3 protein-coding genes are annotated in these 2,209 nt (G+C 40.7%); 2 read left to right on the top strand and 1 reads right to left on the bottom strand.

What is annotated here, in order from left to right; genetic code table 11:
• Positions 1 to 406: HAD-IB family phosphatase (locus tag Q8907_16530; GenBank protein ID MDP4275875.1), on the top strand; the 406-nt coding region annotated here is incomplete at its 5' end.
• A gap of 10 nt (positions 407 to 416) precedes the next feature.
• Here the strand turns inward: Q8907_16530 and Q8907_16525 are convergent.
• Complete coding sequence (locus Q8907_16525; protein MDP4275874.1) at positions 417 to 938, bottom strand: nitroreductase family protein; 522 nt, start codon at positions 936 to 938, stop codon at positions 417 to 419.
• 138 nt (positions 939 to 1,076) lie between these two features.
• Here Q8907_16525 and Q8907_16520 point away from each other — a divergent pair.
• Positions 1,077 to 2,209: phosphoribosylformylglycinamidine synthase (locus tag Q8907_16520; GenBank protein MDP4275873.1), on the top strand; the 1,133-nt coding region annotated here is incomplete at its 3' end.

Genomic DNA, 2,209 nt, shown 5'->3' with positions numbered 1-2,209 from the left:
TTACTTTTTTAAAAATGATGATTGGAAACAGTTTCAACAAAAATGTACCCGTTTTTCACTGGAAAAGCTTCCGCAAATTGTGAAAACAAGTGCTTTGGAATGTATTCAAAAACATCAGGAAGCCGGTGATCGTGTAATGATAGTTACCGCTTCGGCTGAAAATTGGCTTTCAGCCTGGTGTGAAAAAATGAAGCTTGAACTTATTGCCACCCGCCTTGAAATAAAAAACGACAAACTTACCGGCAAAATTGAGGGCACCAATTGCTTTGGCCTTGAAAAAGTCAGACGCCTGACGCAAAAGGTAGATTTAAAAAGTTTTGATAAAATCTATGTTTATGCTGACAGCAAGGGCGATAAAGAATTATTGGATGTGGCAGATTATCCCTTCTACAAAAGTTTTAAATAATCACTCTCCATTAAAACTCATATTTGACTATCTTGTCCAATGGCTTTCGTTGGTTTTCATGCCTGTTCACATCAGGTTTATCGGCAGGGTAGGCAAGAGGAAGGATAACAACCGGTTCGATATTCTCCGGCAGGTCTAAAATCTCCTTGCAGAGGAAAGGGTCGAAATTACATATCCAGCAGGTACCCAGGCCAAGTTCGGTTGCCTGCAAGGTCATGTGGTCAGTGGCAATGGCTGCATCAATGTCGCAGTGATCTTTTTCATCCGATTGTCTGACCCATCCTTCTCCATGATTCGTACAAACAACAAGGATTACAGGGGCTTTTACCAGCCATTCACGGTGATAAGCAGAAGATATGGTCTTCCTGTTCTCTTCATCCCTTATTACATAGATGATTATTGGCTTGAGGTTACATGCCGAAGGAGCTATCCTTGCGGCTTCAAGCACTTTCATCAGCTTTTCTTCTTCTACAGGCTGATCGGTATAATGCCTGCACGAATACCTTTGTTTTGCCAGTTCCGTAAATGTCATAACCTTGATTTTACTTGTATATGCAAACTTAACCAAAATATTAAAATCAGTGAATAAGTTCTCTTGCTATTTTTTATAAATTATTTTCCTGCTTTTTATACCTTTGCCACAAGTTCTAAACCTCATATAGAAATTACAATGATTCTTTTCTTTAAGAAAAATTCAGTCAATTTTTTTGCTCTTCAGACAGGCGAAAAATTATCTTCGGAAAATATTGAAAAACTCAAATGGCTATTTGGCGGTGCTGATTTTCTTGATATCAGTTCTGTGGAAGGCTTTTTTATTGGCCCCCGCAGGGAAATGGTTACTCCCTGGAGCACCAATGCGGTGGAGATTACCCAAAACATGGGTCTGGAAGGTGTTGTGAGAATTGAAGAGTATATTAAAGTTGAAAACGATAAGGCTTCCTACGATGCTATGTTGCAAAGGCTTTATAATGGCATCGATCAGAATATTTTTACTGTGAATAAGCAGCCAGAGCCCATAGTTTATGTTGATAATCTGCAGGAATACAATCAGAAAGAAGGACTGGCTTTAAACGATGATGAAATTTCATATCTTGAGGACCTTAGCAAAAAAATCGGCCGCAAACTTACTGACAGCGAAATTTTCGGTTTCTCTCAAGTTAATTCCGAGCATTGCCGCCACAAAATATTTAACGGGTCTTTTATTATTGATGGGGAAGAAAAGGAGAAATCTCTTTTCCAGCTGATCAAAAAGACTACCCAGGAAAACCCAAACGCTGTAGTTTCAGCCTATAAAGATAACTGTGCATTCCTGCAGGGGCCTGTAATCGAACAGTTTTCACCCGAGACACAGGACAAACCTGATGAATTTGTTGTAAAAGATATTGAATCGGTTATTTCACTTAAAGCCGAAACTCATAATTTCCCAACTACTGTTGAGCCATTCAACGGGGCTGCAACCGGTACCGGTGGTGAAATCCGCGACCGTATTGCCGGCGGAAAAGCCGCTTTCCCGATTGCCGGTACTGCTGTTTACATGACTTCCTATCCGCGGCCTGAAGGGAATGTCCGTAACTGGGAAAAGAACAATGAACCCAGGCCATGGCTTTACCAGACTCCTGAACAGATTCTGATTAAAGCCTCTAACGGGGCAAGCGATTTTGGTAATAAATTTGGGCAGCCTGTAATTTGCGGCAGTTTACTCACTTTTGAATATTTCAGCAAGGATAAAAAATATGCCTTCGATAAGGTTGTGATGCAGGCCGGTGGTATTGGATTTGCCAAGAAAATTGACAGCGAAAAGGC

It is taken from the genome of Bacteroidota bacterium (genome assembly GCA_030706565.1).
Lineage (GTDB): Bacteria > Bacteroidota > Bacteroidia > Bacteroidales > JAUZOH01 > JAUZOH01.
This window is presented reverse-complemented; position numbering and strand designations above follow the sequence as displayed.

Excerpts from the sequence above, each read along its gene's own strand:
- Q8907_16525 (MDP4275874.1), bottom strand. The coding sequence starts at position 938 with ATGACATTTACGGAACTGGCAAAACAAAGGTATTCGTGCAGGCATTAT.